The following is a 22,711-nucleotide window of genomic DNA, read 5'->3' as shown; positions in this document are numbered from 1 at the left end:
TCAGCCGCCCGCGGCCAGGTGCTTGCGCACGTACGCCCGCCAGGTCGGCGCCCACTGCTTGGGGTCGTCGAGCGGCGTCGGGTCGATCTTGTGGATCGTCTGGTTGTACGGCGCTCCCTTGACGAACTCCGGATCCCGCCGCGCCTCCGAGGCGACGTGCTCCAGGATCGCCGCGTACTCGTCCAGGTCCTCCCGCGAGTACGACTCCGTCGGCTCCAGCGTGAACGGCTCCGGCACCAGGTACGGGTGGTGGCTGGTCCAGTAGTGGACGCCGAAGTCGGCGGCGCGCACGCCGATCTCCTCCGAGTGCACCCCCGTCTCCTCCGACAGCTCCTGCCAGGAGTAGCGGACCTGCTCGATCCGGCGCTGGTTCCACGGCGCCGAGGCCCCGGGGATCTGCAGCACCTTGTGCATCAGGTAGTTGTTGTTCAGCGCCGCGGTCTCGGCCACCTCGCGCAGCCCCTTCGCGCCCAGGGTCATGATCCAGGCGTAGGCGCGCACGATGTTCGGAGTGACGCCGAGGAACGGCCGGATCTTGCCGACGCTCTGCGCGGGCGTCTCCAGGCCGTAGGAGTCGCCGTCGAAGGAGACGACCGGGCCGGGCAGGAACGGCTCCAGCTCCGGCGAGACGCCGCAGGCGCCGGCCGCCGGGCCGCCGCAGGCGTGCGGCGTGGAGAACGTCTTGTGCAGGTTGAAGTGGCACAGGTCGAACCCGGCGTCGCGGGCCCTGGTGATGCCGAGGATGCCGTTGGCGTTGGCCTGGTCGTAGCAGGCCAGGCCGCCGACCTCGTGCACCAGGTCCACGAACTCCTTGATCCGGGAGTTGTAGATGCCGGTGTCCTCGGGGTTGGTGATCATCAGGGCGGCCGTGCGCGGGCCGACGGCGGCGCGCAGCGCCTCGATGTCGGGCAGGCCGTTGGCGTCCGGCATGAGGGTGATGACCTCGTACCCGGCGACCTTGGCGCAGGCCGCGTTCGAGGGGTGCGAGAACATCGTGGTGATGACCTGGTCCCGGTGGCCCTCGCCGCGGGCGGCGTGGTAGGCCCTGATCATGGCGATGTTGGCGTAGATCGCCGCCGAGCCCGAGCCGGGCTGGAGGGACACCCGCGACATGCCGGAGATCTCGGCCAGCATGCGCTCCAGCCGCCAGTAGATCTCCAGCACGCCCTGCACGGTGTCCTCGTGCTGCAGCGGGTGCAGCTCGGCGATCGCGTTGGCGAACTGGTCGTTGACCTTCGGGCTGTACTTCATCGTGCAGGTGCCCTGGCCGATGTCGATGTTGAGGTCGACGCCCAGGTTCTCCTGCGACAGCCGCAGGTAGTGCCGCACCACGTGCGGCTGCGACATCTCGGGCAGCTTCGGCGGGGTGGCCCGCCCGACGCCCTCGGGCAGCTCGACCTTCGGCGCGCCCGGCTCGGGCACGGCTATGCCGCGGCGGCCGGGGCTGGACAGCTCGAAGATGATCGGCTCGTCCCAGCGTGCCTGGTGGAAGCGGCGCAGCGGCGGCTTGGGCGCCACCGGCAGCTCCGCGAAGGACTCGGCTCCGTGCCCGCTCATGCCTGCACAACCTCCTGTACGGCTGCCGCGAGCCGGTCGATGTCGTCGATGGTGTGGCGTTCGGTCACGCAGACCAGCACCGTGCGGTCGTCCAGCGGGACGCCGCCGTAGATGCCGCGCTCGCGCAGCGCGGCGAGCAGCGACGCGGAGTCGGCCACCTCGATCGCGAACTCGCGGAAGTGCACCGAGCCCGCGTGCCGGACGGTGACCGACCGGCCCAGGGCGTCCATCGCGTACCGGGTGCGGGCCAGGACGGTCTCGCCGAGCTCCTTCATGCCCTGCGGGCCCATGAGCGCGAGGTAGACCCCGGCCGTGATGCCCCACAGGGCCGCGGCCGTGCCCACCCACTCCTTGCCCTCTTCGCGCAGGGCGAAGGAGGTGCGGTCGTAGAAGACGTCGCCGAAGCCGTACTCGCCGGGGACCTTCGTCGGGGCGATGCCGAACAGGCGCGAGGGGAACTCGGCGACCAGCGGCTCGTGGTCCTGGGTGGCGATGTAGCCGGCGTGGCCGCCGCCGTAGTTCTGGTGGATGCCGAGCGACTGGATGTCGCCGCAGACGATGTCGGCGCCGTAGGAGGCGGGCGGGGCCAGCACGCCCAGCGAGATGGGGTCGGCGCTGACGACCAGCAGCGCGCCGGCGGCGTGCGCGTGGTCGGCCAGCTCCCGGCCACGGGTCTCGACGACGCCGTAGACGTTCGGGGTCTCCAGGTACAGGGCGGCGTAGGAGTCGTCGAGCGCGACCTCGCCGATCTGCCCGTCCTCGGCCACCGGGGCCAGCTCGATGGTGATGTCGGGGGCCAGGAAGTCACGCAGCTTGCTCAGTTTGTCGGCGCCGATCGCCCCGGTGACCAGCACCTTCGACCGCTTGGTGTAGCGGCAGGCCATGCGCAGCGCGGTGCCCGAGGCCTGGAAGCCGTCGTAGGTGGGGACGTTGACGACGTCCATCTCCAGGAGCTCGCCCATCATGCTGACGTACTCGAACAGGGCCTGGAAGCGGCCGTGGTCCTCGTACGGCTCGCCCGCGTACGCGGTCAGGAACTCGCTCCTGGAGTTGACCTCGTCGCAGACGGCGGGCACGTGGTGCGGGTAGCAGCCGTGGCCGAGGAAGCTGAGCGCCTCCTCGGTGTCGGTGGTCCGGGCGAACAGCCCCTTCATGTGGCGCACCAGGTCGCGCTCGGCGGTGAACGGCGCCGGCAGGTCGAGGGGCCGGTCGAGCCGCAGCTCGGCGGGGATGTCGGCGTAGAACTCGTCGACGCTCGACGCGCCGACCGCCGCGAGCATCTCGGCTCGTACGCCCGGCTCGGCGTTGGGTATGTACGGGTGCGTCACTTGTCTCCTTCGATCCTGAGCACGACGGCGTCGCGCGGGGCCAGCTCGATGCCGCCCCGCAGTTCGGCCCCGGTGAGCAGGTCCGTCCCCGGGTGCGGGAGCGTGACCGGCTGCGGGGCGGTGGTGTGGTTGAGGAGGAACAGGTGGCCGCCCCTCCTGACGGCCTCCACGCCCTGCGGCACGTCGATGCGGTCGATGCCGTCCAGCAGCGGCTCCAGCACCGGCGTCACGTCGTCGAGCAGGCAGCCGACGTAGGTTGCCGTGCCCTTGCGGGTGACTGCGGGCAGGCCGTCCAGGTCGCCGCCCTCGAACAGGGCGACGGGCTCGGCGCCCTCCAGCCTGATCCACTCGGCCCAGGTGCGGGCCTCGCCCAGGCCGGTGCGCTGGACGTCCCCGTCGGCGAGCGGCCAGAACTCCTCCACGGCGATGCCGAGCAGGCCGGCCAGCGGGCCGGGCGCGCCGCCCTCGTGCACCTGGTCGCTCTCGTCCACGACGCCGCTGAACGGGCCGACGACGAGCCTGCCCTGGTAGGCCTCCAGCGCCTTGGCCTGCTCGGCGGTGCACATGTACAGGTTCGGGGCGATGACCAGCTCGTACGGCGACAGGTCCCGGCCGGGCGGCACGAGGTCGACCGCGATGCCCCTGGCGTGCAGCGGGGCGTACCAGGCCAGCAGCAGCTCCTTGAGCCTGAGCCGGTTGGACGGCATGGACTCCGGCGCCTCCAGGGCCCACCAGCTCGGCCAGTCGAGCACCAGCGCGACCTGGGCGCGGGTCTCACTGCCCGCGACCTCCGACAACCGCCGCAGGTCGGCGCCGAGCGCCAGGGTGTCCCGCCAGCCGCGGGTACGCGTCCCGCCGTGCGGCAACATCGCCGAGTGGAACTTCTCGGGGCCGTACTTGGCCTGCCGCCACTGGAAGAACATCACGCCGTCGGAGCCGTGGGCGAGCGCCTGGAGGCTGTGCAGGCGCATCATGCCGGGCGGCTTGGGGACGTTCACCTCGCGCCAGGACACCGCGGACGGCGCGGACTCCAGCAGCAGCCACGGCTTCTGCCGCAGCGAGCGCATGAGGTCGTAGCTGAGCGCCACCTGCACGTGCGAGGTCGGGTCGGCCGGGTCGGGGTAGGCGTCGTCGCTCACCAGGTCCTCGGCCGCGGCCCACTTCCAGTAGTCGAGGCCGTGCAGGATGCTCATGAAGTTCGTGGTGACCGGCACGTCCGGCGTGATCGCGCGCAGCGCGGCCTTCTCGGCCAGGAACAGCTCCAGGAGGGCGTCGCTGCAGAACCGCCGCCAGTCGAGCAGCTGGGCGGGGTTGACCGGGCCCGGGGCCGTCCTGGGCGGCTCGACCTGGCCGAAGGACGTGTAGTGCTGGCCCCAGCAGGAGGTGCCCCAGGCGGCGTTGAGGCCGCCGACGGTCGTGTACCGCTCTTCCAGCCAGCGGCGGAAGTGGGCGGCGGACTCGGGGCAGAAGCACTCCAGCGTGTGGTCGGCGTACTCGTTGCCGATGTGCCACATGGCCAGCGCCGGGTGGTCGCCGTAGCGCTCGGCCATCGCGGTGGCCATCCGTACGGCGTGCTCGCGGTAGACCGGCGAGCTCGGGCAGTAGCCCTGCCTGGAGCCGAACTCCAGCCGCACGCCGTCGGCGTTGACCGGCATCATCTCGGGGTGCTCGCGCACCAGCCACGGCGGCGGCGTCGCGGTCGCGGTGGCCAGGTCGGCGGCGATGCCGTGCTCGTGCAGCAGGTCGATGACCCGGTCGAGCCAGCCGAAGTCGTAGACCCCGCGCTCGGGCTCCAGGCGCGACCAGGAGAACACCGCGACGGTCGCCATGTTGACCCCGGCCTCGGCCATGAGCCGCGCGTCCTCGGCCCACACCTCCTCCGGCCACTGCTCGGGGTTGTAGTCCCCGCCGAACAGCAGCCCCGGTATCCGGGTCAGCCCCACTCGAACTCCTCGATCATGCAATGTAATATTTTGTATGCCGAATTCATAGTGCAGTATTTTGCATCACGTCAAGGGTTAAGATTCGGTTGTCCTGAACGAGAGGGAGTCCCCCATGCCGATCGAGCGGCGACCGTTGCGTGAGCAGATCAGGGAAGAGCTGCTGAGCCGGCTCGACCGAGGCGACTTCGCCGCCGGCACCGACATCAACGAGGCCTCCCTCGCCGCCGACCTGGGCGTCAGCCGCACTCCCCTGCGCGAGGCGCTGATCACCCTGGCGGGCGAGGGCGTGCTGGAGAGCAACCAGGGCCGCGGCTTCCGCTTCGCGCCGGTCAGCCGGCGCGAGTTCCGCGAGCTGTGCGAGATCGTGGCCGCCCTGGAGTCGCTGGCCCTCGACTGCTCCGACCCGGCCCACCTGCGCTCGATCGCCCCCGACCTGCTCAAGCTGGCCCAGGACTTCCCCGACAACGTGGCCGAGCAGCAGGTCATCGAGCGCCACGACGACGAGTGGCACGACCTGCTGCTGAGCGGCTGCCGCAACGAGCGCCTGCTCGACCTCATCACCAGCGTCAAGGCCGGCATGCGCCGCTACGCGCACCTGATCGCCGGCGACGACGCTCCCCTGGAGCGCGAGGCCGCCGAGCACCGCCGCATCGCCGAGTTCCTGCTGGCCGACGAGCCGGCCAAGGCCGTCCAGGCGCTGCGCGACAATTGGATCAACGGCATGGAACGGATGATGTCCCGCATCCCGTGACGCGGCGGAATAGTTGAAATCTCAACTTGGTTGCATGGGGCAGATCCCGCTGGAAGGAGCGCGACATGCCCGCCGTAACCGTTGAGAACCCGCTCACCCTCCCCCGCGTGCCCGCGCCCGTGGCGGGAGTGCCCCAGCGGAAGGTGCTCGCCGTCGAGACCGCGCCCAGCGGGTTCGAGGGCGAGGGCTTCCCCGTCCGCCGCGCCCTGGCGGCGATCAAGCTCGAATACCTCGACCCGTTCGTGATGATGGACCAGATGGGCGAGATCGACTACGCCGCCGGCGAGCCCAAGGGCACCCCCTGGCACCCGCACCGCGGCTTCGAGACCGTCACGTACATGATCGACGGCGTCATGGAGCACCTCGACTCCAACGGCGGCGGCGGCACGATCAGCAACGGCGACACCCAGTGGATGACGGCCGCCTCCGGCATCCTGCACAAGGAGGCGCCGCCGGAGTGGCTGGTGCAGAAGGGCGGGCTGTTCCACGGCATCCAGCTCTGGGTCAACCTGCCGGGCGCCAAGAAGATGATCGCGCCGAAGTACCAGGACATCGGGCGGTCCAGCGTCGCGCTGCTGAGCAGCCACGACGGCGGCGCGCTGGTCCGGCTGATCGCCGGCGAGCTGGCCGGGAACAGCGGTCCGGGCAGCACGCAGACGCCGATCACGCTGCTGCACGCCACCATCACCCCGGGCGCGCGGCTGACCCTGCCCTGGCGCAAGGACTACAACGCCCTGGCGTACGCCCTCTCCGGCCGCGGCACGGTCGGCGCCGAGCGGCGTCCGCTGCACGGCGGGCAGCTCGCGGTCTTCGACGGCTTCGGCAACCGGCCGGGCCTGACCACCCTGGGCGAGACCATCACGATCGAGGCCAAGGACACGCTCGACGTGATCGTGCTGGGCGGCGAGCCGATCGGCGAGCCGGTGGCCCACCACGGCCCGTTCGTCATGAACACCCGCGCCGAGCTGGTCCAGGCGTTCGAGGACTTCCAGGCGGGCCGCCTCGGCACGATCCCGGCCGAGCACGCCCACTCCTGACCGTCCCGCCCTGAAGGCCCGTGCGTATCTCGCGCGGGCCTTCAGGTTTTCTGGTAGACATTCATTGTGAAGGACGTACATAAATTTGACCAGGAGCCGGACGGCTCCCTCTTCGACCCGCGGGCCAGGGCGGCCATGAGCGAGTTCGCCGGCGGCGGCGACACCGCGGCCTTCGAGGCGGCGGCCGCCGTGCGGACGGCGTACCAGGCGATCGAGCGCATGCGCGCGCACGGCAGCGAGGGACGCGGGCTCAGCTCCGGCGCGATGGACGTCCTGCTGCGCCTCGGCGCGGCGGGCGCGGGCGCCGGCATCAGCATCGGCGACCTGGCCCAGGCCGCCGGGGTCAGCTCGCGCAACGTGACCGGCCTGGTGGACACCCTGGAACGCGACGGCCTGGCGCGGCGGGTCCAGGACAGCCGCGACCGGCGCTCGGTGCTGGCCGTGATCACCGACGAGGGCCGGGCGTGGATCGAGGCGTTCCGCACGCCGTCGCAGATGGCGATGCGGGCGATGTTCCAGGGCTTCTCGGCCGCGGACCTGACCGCGCTGCGGCACCTGTGCCTGCGGCTGGCCGACAACCAGCAGCGGCTCGCGGCACACCTGGAGGGCCGATGACGGGCGCCCGCGAGGTGGTCAGGGCCTACCACGAGGCCAGGCTCCGCGGCGACGTGCCGGCCGATGGCCTCGGCGATCAGGTGAGCGGCAGGGCGGCGGCGGTCTGGCGCCAGATCCTGCCGTCCTTGACGACCAGCGTCCCGAACGTGGTGACCCGGTTCCCGCCCACGGTCATGACCGCGTTGTAGAAGATCACGTCGTCCTCGACGCGCAGCGACGTGATCTCCTCCACCCGCGGGCCGGCCGCCAGGTAGGCGGTGAACAGCTCGCGGATCTCGGCGGCGCCCCTGGCCGCCCGGTCGAACCGGACGACCACCGCCTCGTCGTGGTACTGGGCCAGCAGCGCGGCCAGGTCGCCGTCGGCGATGGCGGCGAGCTGGCGGTCGAACACGTCCTGGGTCACTTTCTGGGTCACGGTGTGCCTTCCGGGGAGGGGCGCAGCAGGTCGTAACCCACCTGCGCGGCGCCGTACAACAGCAGGAGGGGGAGCGCCGCCGCGACGGGCAGCGCGGCGGAGGCGAGGGCGAGCACGGCGGCGGCCAGCCGGACGGCCCCCGCCCGGCGGTCGGACGAGCACAGGTGCTGAAGGCCGAGCACGGCGAAGACCACGGCGGCCGGCACCCCGACGGCCCAGCTCGCCCCCGACGGGTGCATGATCGCGTGCTCGATCCCGATGCCGAACGCCACCAGGCCCATCGACAGCGGCAGGTGCGAGTACACCCACACCTGCCCGGCCAGCTTGGTGCGCAGCACGACGGACTCGTCGACGTGGTCGAAGTACAACCACCAGAAGGCCATCGCGATGGCCACCCCGGCCAGCGCGACCAGCAGCACGGACGGCGTGACGTCGTGCCCCTTGAGGCCGGTGACCACGGCGGCGACCACCTCGCCGAGCACGATCACGACGAACAGCCCGAACCGCTCCGGCAGGTGCTCGCTCTGCGGCGGCAGCCGGCTCTGGTGGCCGCGGCTGAGCAGCGGGGTGGCCAGGTCGATCACCAGCGCCACGGCCCACAGGGCGTACCGCTGCGGCGGTTCGACGGCGAGGGAGGCCACCCAGATGACCGCGGCGACGCTGAACCCGGCCGCGTACCGCACGGTGAGCGGCCTGGCCTCCGGGACGTGCCGGCCGGCTCTGAGGTAGGCGACGACCAGCAGGATCCGGGCCGCGGCGTAGGAGATCGCGAACAGGGCCGAGCGTTGCTCGATGTCGCTGACGCTGGCCGCCATCGTGGCCACCGCGAGGATCTGCGGCAGCGCGAGCAGGCGGTGGCTGACGTCGTCGGTGTCGAACCGGTTGGCGTAGAAGACGTAACCCGCCCACGACCACCAGACCGGCACGAACAGGCCGACGAAGGTCAGGACGCGGCCGGCGTCGGCCCCGCCGGCGAGCACGTCGGCCAGCTCGGCGACCGCGACGACGAAGACGAGGTCGTAGAGTAGCTCCAGCCAGGTGGCCCGGCGGTGCACCTGCTCGAACAACCGTAAACGGGGCGGCTGCCACTGGCGGCTAGTCAACGCGGGACCTCCACAATATGTAATTGTGTAATTATGCACGCCTTTCGGCTAGTGCAGCGTCAGGCAGGCCACCCGAGGGCCCGCCTCGCCCGCGTGGGCGCCGCTCTTCTTCGTGGCCCTGGCGTGGATGACCAGCGACTTCGGCAGGGCGGCGGGGTCGAGGCTCCAGGGATGGCGGGCCGTCGAACGCCCCGCGCCCGACCCGTCGGTGGTGACGTCGAGCCAGATCTCGCTGGCCGGGTCGGCGTGGCCGGGGTTGTGCTGGTAGTGGCCGCCCGCGTCGTCGGGGTCGGCGCCGCAGGGCGCGGTGTGCAGGTGGGCGCCGTAGTGGTGGCGCGGCAGGAAGCCCTCCACGACCAGCGAGGTACGGGTCTCGCCGCCGGTGGACTCGGCCGTGAGGCTGGCCTGCGCGCCCTCAGGGGCCAAGCGGCGGTCGTAGGCGATCGCCGCGGTGTCGCCGGAGGTGAACTCGCCGCCGCCGCTCAGCTCCGGCACGCCCGGCGGGCTGGGCTTGGTGACCTCCTGCAGCGGCGCCGGCGGCCCGGCGCAGGCGGCGGCCGTGAACAGGACGAGCAGGAGTGCGGGCACGCGCATGAGGGACCCTCCGGGTGTGCTGACGGAAGGCCCCTCACTCTAACGAGTAGCCGTACGGCTACACGCCGTGTTCGGCGAAACTCACTTCAGCGCGCCCGAGCTGAGCCCGGACTGGATCTGCCGCTGGAAGATGATGTAGACCACCATCACCGGCAGGATCGTCATGCTCAGCGCGGCGAACAGGCCCGGCCAGTCCGCCTCGTAGCCGGCCCTGGTGGAGATCCTGGCGATGCCGAGCGTGAGCGGCCACTTGTCCGGCGCGCCGCCCATGAGCGCCAGGGGCAGCAGGTACTGGTTCCACTGCCCCAGCACGTTGAAGATCGTGATGCTGACCAGGCCGGGCTTGGCCATCGGCACCATGATCTGGAAGAACGTCCTGGTGTGCGAGGCGCCGTCGATCAGCGCCGCCTCGGCGACCGCCTCGGGCAGGGTGCGGAAGAACGCGGCCAGGAAGAAGATCGTGAAGGGCAGCGAGTACGCGATGTAGACGATGATCAGGCCGATGTGCGAGTCGAGCAGCCCGAACTGCTTGACCACGAAGAACAGCGGCCCGAGCGCCAGGAAGATGGGGAAGGCGAGCCCGGCGACGAAGTAGTAGTAGATCAGCTTGCCGCCGAGGAACTTGTAGCGGGCCAGCACGTACGCCGCCATCGAGCCGAACAACATCGTGCCCGCCGTGCCGAAGAACACGACGATGACCGTGTTGAGCATGTACTGCCCGACGTGCGCCTTGTCCCAGGCCCGGCCCCAGGCGTCCAGCCGCAGCGCCCCCGGGAGCTGGAGCGGGTCGCCGAAGATCTCGGTGTTGCTCTTGAACGAGGCCAGGAACGTCCACAACAGCGGCAGGATGATCAGCAGGGCCCAGACGGCCAGGGCGACATGGGACAGCCCGCTCAGCACGCCGGGCCGCGGCCTGCCCGCTCCACGCGAAGCCATCAGAGCTCAACCCTTTCACGCCTGGTCGTGCGGAGCGTCAGCACGGCGAACGTCACGGTCAGGAAGAACAACACGACGCCCATCGCCGAGGCGTAGCCGACCTTGTGATAGTCGAAGGCGGTCTTGTAGATGGTGATGGGCAGGATGGTGGTGGCCCCGTCGGGCTCGCCCCGGTCGCCCGCCAGCACCTGGATCAGCGCGAAGCCGTCGAACGCGGCGATCCCCAGGTAGATCCAGCCGACCTGGAGGGTGTCGCGTAGCAGCGGCAGCGTGATGGAGAAGAACAGTCGCACGCGGCCGGCCCCGTCGATCGAGGCGGCCTCGAAGTAGTCCTTGGGAATGGCGGCCATGCCCGCGGAGAACAGCACCACGTAGAAGCCGACCGCCTGCCAGACCATCACCGCGATGATCGACCAGAGCGCGAGTCCCGGCTCGGTGAGCCAGCCGATCGGCTCGGACAGCCCGAGCCTGGCCAGCGTGCCGTTGATCACACCGTCCTCGTCGGGACGGTAGATGGCCTGGAACAGCACGCCGACCACGGCCACGGCGAGAACCTGGGGGAAGAAGAACACCACCCGGTAGAAATTCGACCCCCACACCCCGCGCATTCCTGCGCCGCGGGTGCCGCCGCCGAGATTCAGCAGGAACGACAGGAACAATGCGATGACGATCGTCAGGAGCGGCAGCACCAGCAGGAGAATTCCGTGATTGCGCAGGGCCTGCCAGAAATTGTCGTCCTCGAACAACCGGCCGAAATTGTCCAGCCCCACGTATCGGACGACCGAGCTGACGCCGTTCCAGCTCGTCAGCGAGAGCTGGAAAGCCTGCACATAGGGGCTGATCACGAAGACCGTGTAAAGCGCGACCGGGACGGCCAGGAACCCGATGACGAATCCGTACTTGCGCAACCGCTCCATGTGCTCAGGCGCTCCGTGTCTGCTTGGTGACGGAGTCGTCCTTCTTGACGTCGTCGGCCTTCTTCTGCATGCGCTCGCAGAACTCGTCGGGGGTGATGCGGCCGGACATCAGGACGTTGGTCTGCTCCCAGCCGTAGTCGAACAGCTCCTTGTACCAGCCCTCGAACCGGGCGTCGGTGATGATGTTCTCGCCGGCCGCCTCCTGCGCCTTGGCGGCGCTGACCAGGCCGGGCGGGAACTCGGAGCTGTCGGCGGCGCCGGTCACCACCGTGAGGTTGTTGGTCTTCTTGGTGAAGCCCGCCGCGCCCTCCTTCGACAACATGATCCGCAGGTACTCCAGGCCGCCCTGCGGGTTCTTGCCCTTCGCCGCGACGACGAAGTTCTCGCCCACGCCGACCTGGATCGCGCCGTACGGCATCTTGTCGGAGGCGGTGACGTCGGGGATGGGAGCCAGGGCGTACTCGAAGTCGGACGGGATGTCCTTGGTCATCTCGTTCTCGAGCCAGGAGCCGCACGGGTAGAACAGCACCTTGTTCTGCAGCTGCTTGACCTGGGTCTGGGTGTGGTCGAGGCCCAGGTACGCCTTGTCGCCGTACTTCTGCTGGATGTCCAGCCAGGCGGTGACCGCCTGCTTGACCGCCTCGCTCTTCCAGGCGTTGTCGACGAGGTTGTCGATGTCGATGATGACCTGGTTGCCGCCGATCTTGGCGGCCGTGTAGAGGACGTTCCAGAGCTGGTAGTACGGGCCCTTCTTGCCGGGGTAGGCGAAGAGCGCGATGCCTTCCTTCTTGGCCGTCTCGCCGAGCGCGGTGAACTCGGCCCAGGTCTTCGGCACGCTCCAGCCCTTGGCGGCGAACAGCTTGGCGTTGTACCACAGCGCCCGGTGGGAGACGGTGTAGTTGAGCACCAGGTCCTTGCCGTCGAGCTTGCCGTTCTGCAGCACGAGGGGCGTGATCGTGTCGCGGACCTTCTTGGACGGGTCGTCGAAGGAGGGCGCGTCGTAGAGCGGGGTCAGGTCGGCCAGGTGGCCCTCGGCGGCCAGCGCGGCCAGGTCGAGCGCCTCGGGGCCGGAGTTGTTGATCACGTCGGGCATGTCGTTGCCGACGATGCGCGGCCGGAGCTGGGTGCCGATCTGCTGGGTGGCGGTGTGCTTGACCGTGACGCCGGCGTGGGCCTTCTTGTAGAGCTCTTCGTGCAGGTCCTTGGCGTAGGAGTCGCCGTAGCCGCCGCTGAAGATGACCACTTCGAGCGGCTTCTTGACGTCGACGCCGAAGGGGTTCTTGGGGTCCGCCGACGCCGCGATCGACGTGGCGGGCGCCGCCGAGGGCTGGTCACCGCCACCGCCGCTGGTCGCGCAGGCGCTCAGCAGGCTCGCGCCGGGCCCGGCCACGAGCGCGGTCAGGCCGATGCGGCGGAGCAGCTGACGCCGAGTGATCTCGCCCGGGTGGGTCATGGGGGGCTCCCGAAGAGGATTCAGTTAGGAAAGTTTCCTAAACGTTTGCCCGAACGTACGAACGCCCGCCGACACGCGTCAAGGGGGCGCAATCGAGACGTGACCTTGCCGTGATCCCTTGCCTAGAACGACGTTCTAGAAGCAGGGTGGGTCACATGATTATCGAGTACGCGGACCGGGTGTGGCGCGGCGAGTCTGACGACAGCATCGTGGACACCGGCATGGAGGGCAAGGGCGTCCAGACCGTGACGGAAGGCGTGGGCTGGTGGGCCGGGTTCGGCAACGCGATCGCCTTCGAGACCGAGGGCGAGCTGCTGCTCTTCGACACCGGCGGGCCGTGGGCCGCCGCCCGCCTGCACGAGGACGTCCGCCGCTGGTCCCGGGCGTCGCTGACCACCGCGTTCTACTCCCACGGGCACATCGACCACGTCTTCGGCACGGGACCGTTCGAGGAGTCGGGCCCTCGGGCCACGGTTTACGCCCATCAGGCGGTGGTCGATCGGTTCGACCGCTACCTGCTGACAAATGGTTACAACACGGTGATCAACCAGCGGCAGTTCCAGAACACCCGCCTGCGCTGGCCCGCCGACTACCGGCGGCCCGACGTCACCTACACCGACGCGCTGACCGTACGGCGTGGCGGGCTGACCTTCGACCTGCTGCACGCCAAGGGCGAGACCGACGACGCCACCGTCGGCTACGTGCGCGAGCACCGGCTGCTGCTGCCCGGCGACCTGTTCATCTGGGTGACCCCCAACTGCGGCAACCCCCAGAAGGTGCAGCGTTACCCGCGCGAGTGGGTGCACGCGCTGCGCCGGATGGCGGCCCTCGACGCCGAGATCATGCTGCCCAGCCACGGCGCGCCCGTCTTCGGCGCCGACCGCGTGCGGCAGGCGCTGCTGGAGACGGCCGAATGGCTGGAGTCGATCATCACGCAGACGCTCGACCTGCTCAACGCGGGCGCCCGGCTCGACGAGATCGTGCATTCGGTGAAACCTTCGCAGCGCCATTCCGACCGGCCCTATCTGCGGGCCCGTTATGACGAGCCGGAATTCGTCGTACGCAATCTCTGGCGCCTTTACGGCGGCTGGTACGACGGCAACCCGGCCAATCTCAAACCGGCCCCCGAGGCGGTGCTGGCCGAATCCGTGGCGGAACTCGCGGGCGGCCCGCACGCGCTCGCCGACGCGGCGCTCAAAGCCCTTTCCGAGGGCGACGAGCGGCTCGCCGGGCATCTCGCGGAAATGGCCGCACTGGCGGCCCCTGACGACGCGGGTGTGCACCGGGTCAGGGCCCAGGTTTTCGCCGCGCGGGCGGCCGGTGAACAGTCATTGATGGCGAAGGGAATTTTCACCTGGGCCGCCACGGAATCCTCGGCCCGGGCGGACCGGGGCGCCACCGAATCCTCGGCCCGGGCGGACCGGGGAACCCCGGCGCCGCCCGAAGGCGCTTAGACGCCTGCGGGGCCGGCGCCGGGGTTCGCGGGCTCAGCCGCCGGTCCAGCCGTCCTGCGGCCGGTCGGCCCGCGGGAGGGAGTCCTTGGGGACGTCGGCGGAAGCCACGGCGTCCACCCTGACCGTGTCCGAGGCGACCTTCATCACGCTGTCGACGATCCAGTCGTCCTTGACGTGCTCCGCGGCCACGTCGTAACCGCTGCCGCTGCCGTCGGGGTTCGACCACATCACCACGTACTCGATCTTGAGGCCGCGGCGCGACAGCTCGGCCCTGGCGTGCGAGACGGGCTTGCCCACGAGCTTGACCCCGGCCACGCCGTCGGCGGCCAGGCCCACCGTGCTCGGCGCCATCGCGGCATACCGCTCGCCGGGCGCGGCCGGGCGGCCGATGCCGATGACGATCTTGCCCTGGTACCCCGTCGGCATGGAGATCGTGCCGCACCAGACCGACGCGCAACTCTCGGCGCCGCGAACGGTCACGCCGGTCCCCGGCGGGAAGTTCCCGGGGGTGGCCGGGCCGAACAGCATGCCCGCGTACTCGGGCGCGACCGGGATCTTCTTCACCGTGGCGTCCAGGCCGACGGCCCTGAACGCCTCGGTGTAGGCCGCCGCCTCCGCCTCGGGGTCGGTGATGACGACGTCGATGAAGTCGTCGCCGGTCTTGACGGTGACGGCGGCGTTGGCGTACTCGGTGACCGGGCCGAAGATCGGCAGCGTGACGGCGAGCACGGCGGCCAGCCCGGCCGCCACCAGCCCCAGCAGGAACACCTTGCGCGGCCCCCTGCGGCGCGCGACGGACTCGGGCTCCCCGGCGGTCACCGGCTCGGACGTGACCGGCTCCGACGTGATCGACTTCATGAGCGCCCGCGCCCCCGCGCCGGACGCCTGCCCGGCGGGCACGCCCGCCAGTTCCTCGTCGCGCACGCGGGCGAGATCGGCGATGTTCACAACGGGCTCCCTTCGAGGGCGACGGCCTGTGGGCGCTCGACCCCGGCCTCGGTCAGGCGGCGGGCGAAGCGCCGGCGGGCCCGGTACAGGCGGACCCGTACGGCGTTGCGGGTGATGCCGAGGGCGGTGGCGATCTGGCCGGTGTCCAGCTTCTCCCAGGCGACCAGGGTGAGCAGCTCCCGGTCGTCGTCGGACAGCGTCCTGAACGCCCGGGCCAGCGGCGACAGATCCTCGACGGACGGCCCGGCCACCATGGGCGCGGCGGCCAGTTCCGCGCGTAACGCCTCGGTGCGCCGCTCGTGGCGGCGTTCACCGCGCCGGTGGTTGGCCAGCACCTTCCTGGCCACGCCGTACAGCCAGAGCCGGGCCTCCTCGCCGCCCGGCACCTCCTCGATGCGCCGCCACGCGATCATGAACGTCTCGGCCACCACGTCGGCCGCGTCGTCGGGATCGGGGCAGCGGCGCAGCGCGTAGCCGAGCAGGGGTCTATAGGAGAATGCGTAGATCTCCTCGAACCGGCTCTCGGGATCGGCTCCCATCCGGTCTCCTTAAGTGAGCATCAACAACACTCACCCCATGTCCGGATTTTTGGCAGCATTACAGCTCTTGGCGGGAGGAGTCTGTTTTGACGGTGAATCGCATCGTAGGCGTCGGCGTGCTGCTCACGGACCCGGACGGCCGCGTGCTGCTCGGCGAGCGGGTGAAGGCGGGCGAACCCCTGTCGTGGTGCCTGCCCGGCGGGGCGGTGGAGCCCGGCGAGACCTTCGAGGCGGCGGCCGTCCGGGAACTGGCCGAGGAGACCGGCATCCGCGACGCCGGGCCGCCGCTCGTCACCGGCGTGGCCCTGGACCATCCGGAGGGAGCCGTGCGGGTGACGGCGGCGGTCACCCTGCTCCGGGGCGCCGACGCTCCGGCGGTGACCGAGCCGCATGTCTTCCGCTCATGGCAGTGGTTCCCTTACGACGGGCTGCCGTCGCCGCTGTTCCCGGCGACCGCCCTCGTCCTGGCCATCCCGGCTCCCGGCTCCGGCGACGGACTCTACAGGATCACGCCGCCACCCACCGCCCGGCCGTGACCAGGGCCGTCAGGTAGGCGGGCATGCTTGTACGGTTCGCGAACGGGAAGGACGGCCAATTGATGGACGTCATGGCCTACGCAAACGCCGAATCCCCGTGAGCGGGCCGAACCGACGGCCGATCACACGCTCCCGGCCCGCCTTCGGGACATCCGGCACATCGCCACGCCGCGGCACCCCGACATCCCGAACACGGGTCAGCGCGCTGCCACTGAACCAGCGGACGGATCGATCAGAACCTGAACCGGGTGTACCCGAGCACCCGACGCTAGGAGCGTTGGCCGTCCGACTCGTCGAACACGTCACGGGCGGACCGAACACTGCTCGCACGCAGAGCCCAGCGCTTGAGCAGGTCGACGTCGGTACAGGCATCGATGCGCGCACGAACGTCCTCGGGAACATCGAGTCCGCGCGCTTCCAGCGCGTACAGCACGAAATCCCGCCCGATTGCAGGGGCCGCTTCCGCACGGCCTTCCGCACGGCCCTCCGCACGGCCCTCCGCGCGGCCCTCCGCGCGGCCCTCCTGGATCCCTTCCGCGTGGCCGATCGTGTGGCCTCGGCCGAAGTGTTCACGGGCGAAGGGGGTGTAGACCGGCCAGTAGGTGGACTTCATGATCTCCTCCAACGTGCGTGCGATCTCAGGGACGGACATACCCTGTGCGTATTCATAATACTTCGGAGCGTGATCGACGGTCGTCTCCGTCAGAGCCGTCGCGAATGCCTCCAGCACCTTGCGTTCGCGTCCGTGGATCATGACGGACATGACTGCGAGTTCGATGTGAGCGGCGGCCTCCTGCGGGTCGGTGATGGCCGGCACGTCGCCCGGACCGAGCACGTGTGCCTGCAGGCGGTAGCCGGTCAGCCCGGAGTCGATCGGCTTGGAGTAGTAGGCGGCGGCGGCTCGATCGGGGCACACCATCAGGACCGTCACGTCGCAGCGGAGCATCAGCCATTGCGCGGCGGCGTACCGGGCCAGTTGCCGGGGGTCTTTGGACGTGTCCTGCTGGATCTCCACGATGATGGCGTGCGCGGGGCTCTGAGGCGGGCCGAGCACGATGCTGAGATCCGGTTCGATGTCGTCGGAGGGACGGGTGTTGAACAACCGGTCCTCCTGGCGCACCAGCGGAGTGGACGGCAGTTGCACGCCCATGAGGTCACGCAGGATCTCCACCGCCGCCTGGGGACGGTCGGCGAACATCTGTCTGAGGGCGTCATGTCGGGGGGACGGCATGGCACTTATTGTTACACGGCGAGCGCGTAGCGTGACCATGGTCCGGGGGCCGTGGCATCGTGCCACCCCGTCTACTGCGGGCGAAGCGTGCTAAGGCGGTCGCGTCGGGCCCGCTCGTAACGGGCCGACAGGCAGGGCCTACCTCAAGCGCCGGCAGGCCCACCCGGTGACCGGGCAGCGGGTGGGCCGATGGCATGCGGGGACCGGGGAGGGGGTCAGGCGAAGTGGGTGCGGGTTTCGGTGAAGGCCTGGTCGGTGGCTTCCAGGGCGCGGGCCACGTCCTGCTCCGTCAGGGCCGCCGACATGAACCAGTTGTGCCACGGGTGCAGGTACACCCCGTGCCGCAGGCAGGCGTCGCTCCAGTACAGGGCCGTGGACAGGTCGGCGTCCCCGTCGAAGCTGAGCCACGGGATGGTCACCGGGCCGGTCTGGTTCACGACGAAGCCGTGGGACTTGGCCTGGGCGTACAGGCCCTCCCTGAGCTGGGCGCCGGCGCGTTCCATGGCGGCGATGCCGTCCGTGTCGCGCAGGGTCTCGATGGTGGCCTTGGCGGCGGCCATCGCCACGGCCGAAAACCAGAAGGAGCCAGTCGTGTAGAGGGTCTGGGCAGCTCCGCGCAGGGCGTCGGTGCCGGTGACGGCGGCGATCGGGTAGCCGTTGGCCATGGCCTTGGACCAGGCGGTCAGGTCGGGACGCACCCCGTACGGCTCCCACGACCCCCGCAGGTCGATCCGGAACCCGGCCCGCACGTCGTCGATCACCAGGGCCGCCCCGATGCGGTCGGCCAGGGCGCGTGCGCCGCGCGCGAAGGCGGGCTCGACCAGTTCCTGGTCCTCGAAGGAGTCGTGCTTGAAGGGGGTGCAGATGATCGCCGCGACGTCGCCCTCGACGGTGGCGGCGGCGGCCTCCAGGGACTCCAGCGAGTTGTAGGTGAACTCGACCAGGTCGGCGCGCTCGTTCGGGGTGGTGCCGGCGGTCGAGGGCGTGCACCAGGGGTCGGCGCCGTGGTACGCGCCGTGCGCCATCAGCACCTTCGTGCGGCCGGTGGCGGCGCGGGCGACCATGAGCGCCTGGGTGGTGGCGTCGGTGCCGTTCTTGGAGAACATCGCCCAGTCGGCGCTCGGCACGGTGTCGACCAGCAGCTCGGCCAGCTCCACCATGATCGGCCCCGGGCCGTTGAGGCAGTCGCCGAGCGCGAGCTGGCGCGCGGCGGCCTCCTCCACGCGCGGGTGCCGGTGCCCGAGCACGACCGGTCCCCAGCTGCACATGAGGTCGATGTACTCGCGCCCGTCCACGTCCCACTGGCGGCAGCCCTCGCCGCGCTGGAAGAACTGGGGGTAGCCGGGGGCGAAGATGGCCGCGTTGAGGTGTCCGTACATGCCGCCGGGGACGACCTTCAGCGCGCGCTCGCGGAGTTCGGCGTCAGTCATGCGAGAGTCCTTAGGGTGGATTCGAGGTCGGTGAGGCCGGCGTCGGAGCCGAGCCCGGTGGCCACGCGGGCCGCCGCGGCGGTGCCCCAGCGGGCGGCCTCGACGACGTCGCGGCCGTGCAGCAGGCCGGTCAGGAAGCCGGCGCAGTACGCGTCGCCGCATCCGGTCGTGTCGGCGACCTCCGTCTCCAGCGCGGGCACCCGCTCGGGCCCGCCGCCGGAGGTCAGCACGAGGCTGCCGGCCGCGCCGAGGGTGACGAGCACGCCCTCGGGGCCGTCGGCGAGCAGGGTCGCGGCGGCGGTGGCCACGTCGGGGTCGCCGGTCATGAGCAGCGCCTGCGACTCGTTGGGCAGCACGTAGTCCACGTGGGGCAGGAACGCGCGGGCCATCGCCAGCAGGTCGGGCAGCTCCGACAGCAGGTCCATCGTGACGATCGTGCCGGCCGCGCGCACCTCGTCGAGGAGCGCGAAGAAGGCGGGGTCGCCCAGGCCGAAGGTGACGTCCATGCCGCCCAGGTGGATCGCCCGGGCGCGGCGGAGCACGTCGGGGTCCAGGTCGGCGAGGGTGACGCCGAGGTTGGCGCCGGGCACGTGGAAGCTGGGCCGGCCGCCGTCGGGGCGGATGGGCAGGATCGAGGCGGCGGTCTGCTCGCCGGCCCTGCGGACCAGGCGGGAGGCGTCCACGCCGCGCTTGGCGAGGACGGCCACCAGGAAGTCGCCGAGCTCGTCGTCCCCGATCGCGCCCATGGTGATCACGTCGTTGCCGAGTTTGACCAGGTCCACGGCCGTTCCGGCGGCGGCGCCGGCGGCGGTGAGGCGGATCTGCTCGACGAGTACGGTGTCCTGGCCCTCGGGGATGTGCTCGACGGGCCTGGCGAGGATGTCGACGATGTGCACGCCGACCGTGGCGACGGTCATGGACTAAATAGACAGACGTCCGAATAAAAAGTCAATATGGTGGGAGTCGCCGCGACAAAGAGGGGGGATCCCGATGCCGAAGATCGTCGATCACGATGAGCGCAGGGCCGAGGTCCTGTCGGCGGCCCGCAGGGTGATCGTCAGGGACGGCATCGACGCCGCCACCACCAGGGCCATCGCCAAGGAGGCCGGCTACTCCAACGGCGTGCTGGCGCACTACTTCGCCGACAAGGACGAGATCCTGCTGTCGGCGCTGAGCCAGTCGCACCAGCGCATCAGGGAGCGGCTGACGCGCAAGGTCGAGGGCGTCACGGGCCTGGCCGCCCTGCGCGAGCTGCTGCTGGACAACCTGCCGCTGGACGCCGAGCGCACCCAGGAGAGCCGGCTGGAGGTCAGCTTCTGGAGCCGCAGCCTGGCCTCGGAACGGCTGGCGGAGGTCCAGCGCGCCGAGGCCGACGAGCTGCGCGCCGCCGTACGGGAGCTGCTGGCCCAGGCCCGCGCGGCCGGCGAGGTGCGCGCGGACGGCAGCCTCGACGACCTCGCCGAGCACCTGCTCGCCCTGGTCGACGGCCTCAGCCTGCACCTGCTCCTCTACCCGGGCCGGCTCACCCGCGTCGACCTCGAACGGCTCATGCTCCAGGCGCTCGACCGCCTCTGACGAAGAGAGGCTGTAGCTGGAAGTATTTCGGACGACCGACTACTATGCCCGCCCATGAGCCTCCGCGAGCAGTTGTGCGAGTACGGCAGGCGCGCCGTCGAGCTGGGCCTGGTCATCGGCACCTCGGGCAACCTGAGCGTGCGCCGGGGCGACCAGGTGGCGGTCACTCCGTCCGGCGTGGCGCTCGACCGGCTGACCCCGGAGGCGTGCCCGATCGTGGACCTGGAGGGCCACCTGGTCGAGGGCGAGCTGCAGCCGTCGTCGGAGACCCCCATGCACCTGGCCGTCTACCAGGCGACGGGCACTCAGGCGATCGTGCACACGCATTCGGTGTTCGGGACGGTCGTGGCCACGACGATGACCGAGCTGCCGCCGGTCCACTACAACGCGCTGCTGCTGGGCGGCGTGGTCAAGGTGGCCGAGTACGCCACCTACGGCACGCCGGAGCTGGCCGCCAACGTGCGGGCGGCGCTGGCGGGCAAGCAGGCCGCCCTGATGGCCAACCACGGCGGGGTGACCATCGGGGCGACGATGGAGCAGGCGTTCGAGGCCACCCGCCTGCTGGAGTGGCTGTGCGAGGTCTACGTGCGCGGGCTGGCCGTGGGCCGGCCGACGGTCCTGACCGACGAGCAGCTCGCCGCCGTCGTGGACCGCGCGGCCAACCCGCCGGCCTTCCCGCGCCGCCCGAGCTAGCGCGAAGAGCCCGGGAGCCGGGGGCCCGGGGAGCGCGATGAGCCCCGGGAGCGCGATCGGCCCGGTCAGGCCAGCGCGGCCTGTTCGGCCAGGCCCAGCGGCAGGCCGCCGGAGCCGGCGATCCGGTCGTGGAACTCCCGCAGCGACCCGGTGAACGACTCCCGGATGCGGTCGATCTCGATGGCCCCCGTCAGGTACGACGGCGCCTGCGTCGGCCAGGCGCAGTAGCGGTTCACCTCGCCCCGGGCGGTGCCGGGCGACAGCGACGCCTTGGTGGCCATGAACGTCTCGGCCTCCTCGATCGACATGTCCTCGCAGTGCAGCGCGGTGTCCACGATGATCCGGGCGGCGCGGAAGAGGCGGAAGTCCAGGTGGGCCAGCTCGGTGGCGGGGGTGTCGAAGTAGCCCTGCTCGTGCAGCACCTTCTCGACGTACAGGGCCCAGCCCTCGGTGAAGTACGGCGTCCTGAAGACCTTGCGGACCGTACGCGGGTTGTCCGCCATGTACGACAGGTGCCAGTGGTGCCCGGGGTAGGCCTCGTGCACGGCGATCGAGGGCATCTGGGCGCGCGCGTTGGTGCGCAGGCGCTGGCGCACCTGCTCCTCGGTGAAGTCGTCGGGGGTGTAGGGGACGAAGAAGATGCCCGTGCGCGAGCTGCTGAGCGGCGGCGGGGCCAGGTAGTGGGCGACGTACAGCACCGGGCGGGCGTACTCGGCCGAGGGCAGGACCTCGCACTCCTCCCCCTCGGGGAAGGTGACCAGCCCGCGCTCGCGGACGAACTCGCGGGCCCGCCGGGTCTCGGCCTCGTACTCGGCCCGCATGTCGGCCAGGGTCGGCGGGTGGTCGTCCATGAGGGACTCCATGGCGGCCCGCCAGTCCTCGGCGCCGGTCATGCCGAGGGCGACGCGGCGCATCCGGGCGTCCAGGTCGGCCCAGGCGGCCCTGCCCTTCTGGTGCAGCTCGGCGGCGCCGTACGTGAGCATCTCGCGCTCGCGCAGCAGGGTGGAGTAGAGCTTCTCCCCCATCCGCCAGGTGCCGCCGCACCGGAAGCCTTCGAGGAAGGACACCAGCGCGTCGAACGCGTCGGCGGCGGGTCCGGCGGCCTCGGCGAGCCGGGCGCGCAGCGTCTCGTCGCCGACCATCGCGGGGAGCGTGCGGGTGAGGAAGTTGCGGCCCGTACGTGCCTGGTTGAGCCCGCGCGTGACCAGCAGCGGCGCGGCGAGGTCGGGGTCGAGGTTGGCCTGGCAGGCGGCCAGCACGCCGGGCACCTCGGCCAGGCGGGAGATCGCGGCGGCGACCAGTTCGGCCTCCGGCTTGAGCCGCTGCTGGAAGGCGTTGAACAGCGACCCGAAGACGGCCGAGAGGTACAGGCCCGGGTTGCGCCGCCACTCGGGCCAGGATTCGAGCGCGACCGAGCCCCTCAGCTGGGACAGGACCAGGTCTCTGTCGATGGCGTCGTCGAGCGAGTCGGCCGGGGCGTCGGAGAGGCGGTCGATCCAGCGGATCTCTTCCCGGGCTCTGTTCTCCCAGGCGGCGGCGGTGAAATCGCCGAGGGTGTGGTCGTAGCCGTCGGCTCCCAATTGGCTGGCGACGACGGGACGGTCGGAAAAGTACCAGTTGAGAAACTCGTCCACCTACGCACCATATCCTGACGTT

22 protein-coding genes are annotated in these 22,711 nt (G+C 70.7%); 7 read left to right on the top strand and 15 right to left on the bottom strand.

All coding sequences use genetic code 11. From position 1 onward, the window contains the following. The 3 genes from gcvPB to AB0J76_RS33180 are packed head-to-tail and all read right to left on the bottom strand — an operon-like array spanning window position 1 to window position 4,828. Window positions 1–1,557 (bottom strand): aminomethyl-transferring glycine dehydrogenase subunit GcvPB, encoded by a 1,557-nt coding sequence (gcvPB, locus tag AB0J76_RS33190; RefSeq protein WP_352326113.1) that lies wholly within the window; start codon window positions 1,555–1,557, stop codon window positions 1–3. After that, window positions 1,554–2,885 (bottom strand): aminomethyl-transferring glycine dehydrogenase subunit GcvPA, encoded by a 1,332-nt coding sequence (gene gcvPA, locus AB0J76_RS33185; protein WP_352326111.1) that lies wholly within the window; start codon window positions 2,883–2,885, stop codon window positions 1,554–1,556. Before gcvPA ends, gcvPB begins: the two co-directional genes overlap by 4 nt. Further along, complete coding sequence (locus AB0J76_RS33180; RefSeq protein ID WP_352326110.1) at window positions 2,882–4,828, bottom strand: beta-galactosidase; 1,947 nt, start codon at window positions 4,826–4,828, stop codon at window positions 2,882–2,884. Before AB0J76_RS33180 ends, gcvPA begins: the two co-directional genes overlap by 4 nt. Before the next feature lie 112 nt (window positions 4,829–4,940). On the opposite strand from AB0J76_RS33180, the gene AB0J76_RS33175 reads away from it, so the two are divergent. From AB0J76_RS33175 to AB0J76_RS33165, 3 genes are all read left to right on the top strand, one after another. Then, window positions 4,941–5,579: a GntR family transcriptional regulator gene (locus tag AB0J76_RS33175; RefSeq protein WP_352326109.1), complete on the top strand. Its 639-nt coding sequence runs from the start codon at window positions 4,941–4,943 to the stop codon at window positions 5,577–5,579. 65 nt (window positions 5,580–5,644) lie between these two features. Continuing rightward, window positions 5,645–6,616, top strand: a complete 972-nt coding sequence (locus AB0J76_RS33170; protein ID WP_352326108.1) for a pirin family protein — start codon at window positions 5,645–5,647, stop codon at window positions 6,614–6,616. 66 nt (window positions 6,617–6,682) lie between these two features. Then, window positions 6,683–7,231, top strand: a complete 549-nt coding sequence (locus AB0J76_RS33165) for a MarR family transcriptional regulator (RefSeq protein ID WP_352326106.1) — start codon at window positions 6,683–6,685, stop codon at window positions 7,229–7,231. 76 nt (window positions 7,232–7,307) lie between these two features. Here the strand turns inward: AB0J76_RS33165 and AB0J76_RS33160 are convergent, their stop codons facing one another. The 6 genes from AB0J76_RS33160 to ngcE all read right to left on the bottom strand — a co-directional run bounded on the left by AB0J76_RS33160 (window position 7,308) and on the right by ngcE (window position 12,649). Then, entirely contained in the window at window positions 7,308–7,646 is a 339-nt protein-coding gene (locus tag AB0J76_RS33160; protein WP_352326105.1) for a nuclear transport factor 2 family protein, read from the bottom strand. Then, window positions 7,643–8,713, bottom strand: coding sequence for a low temperature requirement protein A (locus tag AB0J76_RS33155; protein ID WP_352326103.1), 1,071 nt, complete (start codon window positions 8,711–8,713; stop codon window positions 7,643–7,645). The genes AB0J76_RS33160 and AB0J76_RS33155 overlap by 4 nt, the downstream gene beginning before the upstream one ends. 84 nt (window positions 8,714–8,797) lie before the next feature. Further along, window positions 8,798–9,343: a superoxide dismutase family protein gene (locus AB0J76_RS33150; RefSeq protein ID WP_352326102.1), complete on the bottom strand. Its 546-nt coding sequence runs from the start codon at window positions 9,341–9,343 to the stop codon at window positions 8,798–8,800. 81 nt (window positions 9,344–9,424) lie between these two features. Further along, window positions 9,425–10,279 carry a carbohydrate ABC transporter permease gene (locus tag AB0J76_RS33145; RefSeq protein ID WP_352326101.1) on the bottom strand — a complete coding sequence of 285 codons (855 nt, stop codon included), beginning with the start codon at window positions 10,277–10,279 and terminating at the stop codon, window positions 9,425–9,427. Then, window positions 10,279–11,196, bottom strand: a complete 918-nt coding sequence (locus AB0J76_RS33140; RefSeq protein ID WP_352326100.1) for a sugar ABC transporter permease — start codon at window positions 11,194–11,196, stop codon at window positions 10,279–10,281. The genes AB0J76_RS33145 and AB0J76_RS33140 overlap by 1 nt, the downstream gene beginning before the upstream one ends. A 4-nt stretch (window positions 11,197–11,200) precedes the next feature. Further along, window positions 11,201–12,649 (bottom strand): N-acetylglucosamine/diacetylchitobiose ABC transporter substrate-binding protein, encoded by a 1,449-nt coding sequence (ngcE, locus tag AB0J76_RS33135; protein WP_352326099.1) that lies wholly within the window; start codon window positions 12,647–12,649, stop codon window positions 11,201–11,203. A gap of 155 nt (window positions 12,650–12,804) precedes the next feature. Here ngcE and AB0J76_RS33130 point away from each other — a divergent pair, with 155 nt between their 5' ends. Further along, entirely contained in the window at window positions 12,805–14,103 is a 1,299-nt protein-coding gene (locus tag AB0J76_RS33130) for an alkyl sulfatase dimerization domain-containing protein (protein WP_364391618.1), read from the top strand. Window positions 14,104–14,136: 33 nt separating this feature from the next. Here the strand turns inward: AB0J76_RS33130 and AB0J76_RS33125 are convergent, their stop codons facing one another. Next, window positions 14,137–15,051, bottom strand: a complete 915-nt coding sequence (locus tag AB0J76_RS33125; protein ID WP_352323348.1) for a hypothetical protein — start codon at window positions 15,049–15,051, stop codon at window positions 14,137–14,139. Beyond that, window positions 15,048–15,590, bottom strand: a complete 543-nt coding sequence (locus AB0J76_RS33120) for a sigma-70 family RNA polymerase sigma factor (protein WP_352323347.1) — start codon at window positions 15,588–15,590, stop codon at window positions 15,048–15,050. The genes AB0J76_RS33125 and AB0J76_RS33120 overlap by 4 nt, the downstream gene beginning before the upstream one ends. 92 nt (window positions 15,591–15,682) lie before the next feature. Here AB0J76_RS33120 and AB0J76_RS33115 point away from each other — a divergent pair, with 92 nt between their 5' ends. Continuing rightward, window positions 15,683–16,126, top strand: a complete 444-nt coding sequence (locus tag AB0J76_RS33115; RefSeq protein WP_352323346.1) for an NUDIX domain-containing protein — start codon at window positions 15,683–15,685, stop codon at window positions 16,124–16,126. 268 nt (window positions 16,127–16,394) lie between these two features. On the opposite strand, the gene AB0J76_RS33110 is transcribed toward AB0J76_RS33115, so the two are convergent. The 3 genes from AB0J76_RS33110 to AB0J76_RS33100 form a co-directional block, all read right to left on the bottom strand. Beyond that, entirely contained in the window at window positions 16,395–17,324 is a 930-nt protein-coding gene (locus tag AB0J76_RS33110) for a hypothetical protein (RefSeq protein ID WP_352323345.1), read from the bottom strand. Between the two features lie 248 nt (window positions 17,325–17,572). After that, a complete protein-coding gene (locus tag AB0J76_RS33105) occupies window positions 17,573–18,787 on the bottom strand; it encodes an aminotransferase class III-fold pyridoxal phosphate-dependent enzyme (RefSeq protein ID WP_352323344.1) in 1,215 nt (404 codons plus the stop codon). After that, window positions 18,784–19,704, bottom strand: coding sequence for a carbohydrate kinase family protein (locus AB0J76_RS33100; RefSeq protein WP_352323343.1), 921 nt, complete (start codon window positions 19,702–19,704; stop codon window positions 18,784–18,786). The genes AB0J76_RS33105 and AB0J76_RS33100 overlap by 4 nt, the downstream gene beginning before the upstream one ends. Window positions 19,705–19,777: 73 nt before the next feature. On the opposite strand from AB0J76_RS33100, the gene AB0J76_RS33095 reads away from it, so the two are divergent. Further along, complete coding sequence (locus AB0J76_RS33095; RefSeq protein WP_352323342.1) at window positions 19,778–20,362, top strand: TetR/AcrR family transcriptional regulator; 585 nt, start codon at window positions 19,778–19,780, stop codon at window positions 20,360–20,362. Window positions 20,363–20,416: 54 nt separating this feature from the next. Continuing rightward, window positions 20,417–21,055, top strand: a complete 639-nt coding sequence (locus tag AB0J76_RS33090) for a class II aldolase/adducin family protein (RefSeq protein ID WP_352323341.1) — start codon at window positions 20,417–20,419, stop codon at window positions 21,053–21,055. Between the two features lie 65 nt (window positions 21,056–21,120). On the opposite strand, the gene AB0J76_RS33085 is transcribed toward AB0J76_RS33090, so the two are convergent. Then, a complete protein-coding gene (locus AB0J76_RS33085) occupies window positions 21,121–22,689 on the bottom strand; it encodes a DUF885 domain-containing protein (RefSeq protein ID WP_352323340.1) in 1,569 nt (522 codons plus the stop codon). Window positions 22,690–22,711: the final 22 nt, after the last annotated feature.

Origin of the sequence: Nonomuraea sp. NPDC049624, from assembly GCF_040675255.1 — a bacterium.
Lineage (GTDB): Bacteria > Actinomycetota > Actinomycetes > Streptosporangiales > Streptosporangiaceae > Nonomuraea.
The sequence above is the reverse complement of the archived record's forward strand: the minus strand, read 5'-3'. Positions and strand labels throughout refer to the sequence as shown.

What these genes read in the sequence shown, in the direction of transcription:
- gcvPB (WP_352326113.1), bottom strand. Translation starts at nt 1,557, where the DNA reads ATGAGCGGGCACGGAGCCGAGTCCTTCGCGGAGCTGCCGGTGGCGCCC.
- AB0J76_RS33175 (WP_352326109.1), top strand. Translation starts at nt 4,941, where the DNA reads ATGCCGATCGAGCGGCGACCGTTGCGTGAGCAGATCAGGGAAGAGCTG.
- AB0J76_RS33170 (WP_352326108.1), top strand. Translation starts at nt 5,645, where the DNA reads ATGCCCGCCGTAACCGTTGAGAACCCGCTCACCCTCCCCCGCGTGCCC.
- AB0J76_RS33150 (WP_352326102.1), bottom strand. Translation starts at nt 9,343, where the DNA reads ATGCGCGTGCCCGCACTCCTGCTCGTCCTGTTCACGGCCGCCGCCTGC.
- AB0J76_RS33145 (WP_352326101.1), bottom strand. Translation starts at nt 10,279, where the DNA reads ATGGCTTCGCGTGGAGCGGGCAGGCCGCGGCCCGGCGTGCTGAGCGGG.
- AB0J76_RS33140 (WP_352326100.1), bottom strand. Translation starts at nt 11,196, where the DNA reads ATGGAGCGGTTGCGCAAGTACGGATTCGTCATCGGGTTCCTGGCCGTC.
- ngcE (WP_352326099.1), bottom strand. Translation starts at nt 12,649, where the DNA reads ATGACCCACCCGGGCGAGATCACTCGGCGTCAGCTGCTCCGCCGCATC.
- AB0J76_RS33130 (WP_364391618.1), top strand. Translation starts at nt 12,805, where the DNA reads ATGATTATCGAGTACGCGGACCGGGTGTGGCGCGGCGAGTCTGACGAC.
- AB0J76_RS33120 (WP_352323347.1), bottom strand. Translation starts at nt 15,590, where the DNA reads ATGGGAGCCGATCCCGAGAGCCGGTTCGAGGAGATCTACGCATTCTCC.
- AB0J76_RS33110 (WP_352323345.1), bottom strand. Translation starts at nt 17,324, where the DNA reads ATGTTCGCCGACCGTCCCCAGGCGGCGGTGGAGATCCTGCGTGACCTC.
- AB0J76_RS33105 (WP_352323344.1), bottom strand. Translation starts at nt 18,787, where the DNA reads ATGACTGACGCCGAACTCCGCGAGCGCGCGCTGAAGGTCGTCCCCGGC.
- AB0J76_RS33100 (WP_352323343.1), bottom strand. Translation starts at nt 19,704, where the DNA reads ATGACCGTCGCCACGGTCGGCGTGCACATCGTCGACATCCTCGCCAGG.
- AB0J76_RS33095 (WP_352323342.1), top strand. Translation starts at nt 19,778, where the DNA reads ATGCCGAAGATCGTCGATCACGATGAGCGCAGGGCCGAGGTCCTGTCG.
- AB0J76_RS33090 (WP_352323341.1), top strand. Translation starts at nt 20,417, where the DNA reads ATGAGCCTCCGCGAGCAGTTGTGCGAGTACGGCAGGCGCGCCGTCGAG.